General features: G+C 51.6%; 5 protein-coding genes. 4 read left to right on the top strand and 1 reads right to left on the bottom strand.

Features of this window, described 5'->3' with window-relative positions:
• Positions 1-89, top strand: an 89-nt coding sequence (locus ACOTX4_RS25440) for an MbeD/MobD family mobilization/exclusion protein (RefSeq protein ID WP_407600048.1), incomplete at its 5' end; no start/stop codon positions are given.
• 1,531 nt (positions 90-1,620) lie between these two features.
• Here the strand turns inward: ACOTX4_RS25440 and ACOTX4_RS25435 are convergent.
• A complete protein-coding gene (locus tag ACOTX4_RS25435; RefSeq protein ID WP_000609279.1) occupies positions 1,621-1,914 on the bottom strand; it encodes a HigA family addiction module antitoxin in 294 nt (97 codons plus the stop codon).
• A 337-nt stretch (positions 1,915-2,251) separates the two neighbouring features.
• Between ACOTX4_RS25435 and ACOTX4_RS25430 the strand changes: the two genes are divergently transcribed.
• The 3 genes from ACOTX4_RS25430 to mbeA form a co-directional block, all read left to right on the top strand.
• Complete coding sequence (locus ACOTX4_RS25430; RefSeq protein ID WP_000594459.1) at positions 2,252-2,533, top strand: type II toxin-antitoxin system RelE/ParE family toxin; 282 nt, start codon at positions 2,252-2,254, stop codon at positions 2,531-2,533.
• Between the two features lie 1,229 nt (positions 2,534-3,762).
• Positions 3,763-4,107, top strand: a complete 345-nt coding sequence (locus ACOTX4_RS25425; protein WP_031603520.1) for a MobC family plasmid mobilization relaxosome protein — start codon at positions 3,763-3,765, stop codon at positions 4,105-4,107.
• On the top strand, positions 4,097-4,787 hold a 691-nt coding region (gene mbeA / locus ACOTX4_RS25420; RefSeq protein ID WP_421635494.1), incomplete at its 3' end, for a plasmid mobilization relaxase MbeA. The genes ACOTX4_RS25425 and mbeA, both read left to right, overlap by 11 nt.

Raw genomic sequence — 4,787 nt, 5'->3', positions numbered from 1 at the left:
AGAACGCGGTGCTGAACGAGCGCGTGTCGGACTTGAGCACGCAGGTGCTGAGTTTAAGCGAGCAGCTGCGCCGCTTGTCCGGGAACTGAATGCCATCGAGCTCCGGCACAGGGAGAATGAGTATCAGAAAACACTGGAGCTGGAGCGCCAGCCGCAGAAAACCTACCGCGGGCCGACACTTTAAACCATCCAGGCAGCTGACAACCCGCACGAAGAGGGGCTCTTACTTCTCCCGCTAAATAGGTTCGTGATCAAAAAGGTCACGACTTATTCAGGAGCGGGAAATGAAGCTGTTAAATCTTATTGAATCATTGCTTAACTGCCTGTATCTGGCGGCGGAGCTGTGGGACTGGCTGGAGAAGCATTTGTCGGTTTTTAAGGCATTGGCGCGGATTTTAGTGTGACTTTAACATCCATGCATCTGGCTGCATGACTATGCACCAGTGTAATATTCAGCGGCTGCGTTTCTGGTGTTTTTTCGTTATGTCTGTCGCCACTTTCTCGCGTCTGGCACCGGAAACGCAGCCAACCCCGTTTCAGCGGTGCGGGCAACGGATGTTATGGTAAATAAGAGCGACCGTCCCGGTCGCTCTTGAAAGAGAATTCGGCCTTAGGTCAGTTTTCGCAGATACAATCATGTGGACTGCGGAGACATTCTTCGCACTCCTCACATATGCACTCATCCAGTTTTTCACCGCATTCGTCGCAACGTGAGCAGCTACAGTGCTCATCTAAATTTCCACAATCGCTGCAGCGCTCACAGACGCAGTCTGCCAGCTTCTCGTTGCAGTCATCGCAGAAGCCACAGGTACAGGCGCTGGCAGGGAGGGCACAAACATCGCAAATCTTATCCATTGGATCCATTTTATCTCACTTTTATTTTATCAGTGGCTGTGTGCGGGCGATTTCCCCAGCGCGATAGATGTGGATTTAAGTGCCATTTTTCAATGATTAAGGCAGCTAAAAAAGTGGTTTTTTAGGGCTTTTCAACGTGACCAGCACTGACGGGGATAAATACAGGTAAGCAATAATGCTCAGTCATGAAAAGGAGAATCCGATGGAGCAACATACCCCTGAATACTTACGACGTACCTTAGCTCATAACCGTGCCCTAATGGACGATATCATTAGCAGTGGCATGTCCAGGTACTACAACACGGAGATTGTGGATGCCGCATGTGAGGCGATAGAAGCTGAATTGCGACGACGAGGAATTTTGTAAGAGACAAAGCCCGCTTATGCGGGCTTTGTCGTTACTGGCGCTTCTGTTACTCAGTGTTGTCTGGGGTTCGGTAGATCTGTAGCCAGTACCTGCCAGGTGCGCTCGTTGGTGGTGCGAACTCATTATCGCGAATGGTGCAGTATCGTCCATATTTGCGGGTAACAGTATGAGTGTTTGTGTTGATGTCACATTCTTGGAATGAGCCACCATCACGACCTATTTTGCCATGTGGTCCTACATAAATTGCCATTTTGTTCTCCTTTTTAGAGCCTTGTATGGGCATCTTATTGGTGTTCAAACAACAATCATTTCAAGATCTAAGAACTGAACTAAAAATCAAACTAAAGGTAGGTATGCGGGGGTTTTACGGCAAAAAGCCCGCACGAGCGGGCTTTTACTTATGGAAACATCGGATGAAGGTGTTCTAGCGTCTCGGATAAAGTCTTACGACTTTTCGAGAGGCTGTACTGAGCCTGCATATTAACCCACGACTCTGCAGAGCGGCCTATAACTTTAGATAGTCGAAGAGCCATCTCATAACTAAGATCAGTTTTTCCATTGAGCAATCTACTTAATGCAGATTGTGATACTTCAAGCTTATCAGCTAACTCTGCGGCAGGTATTTCGAACGGTTCCATGAACATTTCCCTGATGAATTCACCGGGGTGTACAGGATCGTAAAGATTTATCATGCCTTCCTCTATTGGTTTTGTATTTGATTACACAAAACATTTTGTTTCTTTCGCGTTGCGCATTGCACAATACGCAAGTGTCTGTTATTGACAAAAAAAGCAGTAAGCTTTAGGATGCTCGGTGGAGCAGAAAGCTACCGCTGATATGGTGTCTTTACCGACTTTTTCAAGGCGCCATATTGTACGGTTAGCGCTCTTGGAAGTCAAACGAGGTAATCGACCTCAGAGACAAAGTTACGTCAATTATTTTAATAATGCAAGGGGTTCAAATGGACGCTGTCAAATTGTTTTCTGTTTATAGAGATAGATATCGACGAAAATTTTATGGAGATGATTGATGATAAAAAACATAAAGCATAAAGGGCTTCGGAGTTTTGCTGAAAACGGTAACACCGCCGGAATTCAGCCTCACTTAGCGAAAAAACTTCGCATGATATTGACTACGCTAAGCACCGCAACATGTCTTCAAGATATTGTGGATGTAAGGGCGCTGGGGTGTCACCCCCTAAAAGGTGAACGTAAAGGTGAGTTTTCCGTAGAGGTTAACGGAAACTGGAGGGTGGTTTTCAAGGTGGAAGAACCAAACGTCTTAGACGTTGATCTTGAAGATTACCATTAGTAATCAATAAGTAAGTTACTAATCCATCCTAGTGGCAATATGGATGGATTAGGGACTTTATTCAAAAATAAGTACCTCTGGAGGATTTATGAGAGCCTTTATGATTTTGTTGTTCCCTTTGCTTTGTGTAGTCATTGCTGGGGTTCTTGCTGTTCGTGGCCTAGATGGGTGGGGATGGTTCCTGTTTGCAGCTGTTTTGTGTACTGGTGTTGATACGGTGCAGAAACATGTCTCTAACAAGAATAATTCTGTAAGCGATTGAGGCTTTCAGGGTTCTTCCTTGACTGATTAAATCGACAAAGCGTATCTTATGTTCGAAACGAAAAAACCGCCTGGGGAGGCGGTTTTTTCGAGGGTTCAGTAAGTTGGGGAACTTCTGAACCGTGGTAACAGGGTGTACAAGACCGCTGAAACCAAATTCTGTCCTTCCAGTTTAGCCTCAGTATGGCTCTGACTTCAAGAACTCTGCATCAGTAATCTCTTGTACACCCTCTTACCAATGGCCGCAGCCAGTGGCGTTTTGTTGTGTCTTTCCGGGTTGGACTCAAGTCGATAGTTACCGGATAAGACGCTGCGGTCGGACTGAACGGGGGGTTCGTGCATACAGTCCAGCTTGGAGCGAACTGCCTTCCCGGAACTGAGTGTCAGGCGTGGAATGAGATAAACGCGGCCATAACAGCGGAGTGACACCGGTAAACCGAAAGGCAGGAACAGGAGAGCGCACGAGGGAGCCACCAGGGGGAAACGCCTGGTATCTTTATAGTCCTGTCGGGTTTCGCCACCACTGATTTGAGCGTCAGATTTCGTGATGCTTGTCAGGGGGGCGGAGCCTATGGAAAAACGGCTTTGCCGTGGCCTTCTCGCTTCCCTGTTAAGCTTCTTCCTGGCATCCTCCAGGAAATTTCCGCCCCGTTCGTAAGCCATTTCCGCTCGCCGCAGCCGAACGACCGAGCGCAGCGAGTCAGTGAGCGAGGAAGCGGAATATATCCTGTATCACATATTCTGCTGACGCACCGGTGCCGCCTTTTTTCTCCTGCCACATGAAGCACTTCACTGACACCATCATCCGTGCCAACATAGTAAGCCAGTATACACTCCGCTAGCGCTCGTGACTGGTTCAGGGCTGCGCCCCGAAACCCGCCAACAGCCTGACGCGCCTGCGGCTTGTCCAACCCCGCGCCGACCGGGAAAGGCTTTCCCGCCCGTCCCGGCGTTATCAGGAGGCCGGTTTGTCAGAGAAACGGAGCAAGATGCTCACCATGTGGGTGACGGAGGACGAGCACCGGCGGCTGCTCGAGCGCTGTGACGGCAGGCAGCTGGCGGCGTGGATGCGGCAGATCTGCCTGGACGAAAAGCCGGCACGTTCCGGAAAGCTCCCCTCACTCTCGCCGGCGCTGCTGCGCCAGCTTGCCGGCATGGGCAATAACCTGAACCAGATAGCCCGCCGTGTTAACGCCGGCGGCGGCACCGGCCATGACAGGGTACAGATTGTGGCGGCGCTGATGGCCATCGATGCCGGCCTTGAGCGGCTGCGGCACGCCGTTCTTGAGAAAGGAACGGACGATGATCGTTAAATTTCATCCGCGCGGCCGCGGCGGTGGCGCCGGGCCGGTGGACTATCTGCTGGGTAAAGACCGGCAGCGTGAAGGCGCCACCGTCCTGCAGGGGAAGCCGGAAGAAGTCCGGGAGCTGATTGACGCGTCGCCTTACGTTAAGAAATACACCTCCGGCGTCCTGTCGTTTGCGGAGGCCGATCTGCCTCCCGGCCAGCGGGAAAAACTGATGGCCAGCTTCGAGCGGGTTCTGATGCCCGGACTCGATAAAGATCAGTACAGCATTCTGTGGGTGGAGCACGCGGACAAGGGGCGTCTGGAGCTGAACTTTCTGATCCCCAATACCGAGCTGCTGACCGGCAGGCGGCTCCAGCCGTACTACGACCGCGCCGACCGGCCGCGCATCGATGCCTGGCAGACCATCGTGAACGGCAGACTGGGGCTGCACGACCCGAACGCGCCGGAAAACCGCCGGGCGCTGGTCACGCCGTCCGGACTGCCGAAAACGAAGCAGGAGGCCGCAGAAGCCATCACGCGCGGACTGCTGACCCTTGCTTCGTCCGGCGAGCTGAAAACCCGTCAGGACGTCACTGAGGCGCTGGAACAGTCAGGTTTTGAGGTGGTGCGCACCACGAAAAGCAGTATCAGCATTGCCGACCCGGACGGGGGGCGAAACATCCGACTGAAGGGAGCCATCTATG

Source organism: Enterobacter cloacae complex sp. IR5459 (genome assembly GCF_049238005.1).
Taxonomy (GTDB): Bacteria; Pseudomonadota; Gammaproteobacteria; order Enterobacterales; family Enterobacteriaceae; genus Enterobacter; species Enterobacter hormaechei_C.
This window is presented reverse-complemented; position numbering and strand designations above follow the sequence as displayed.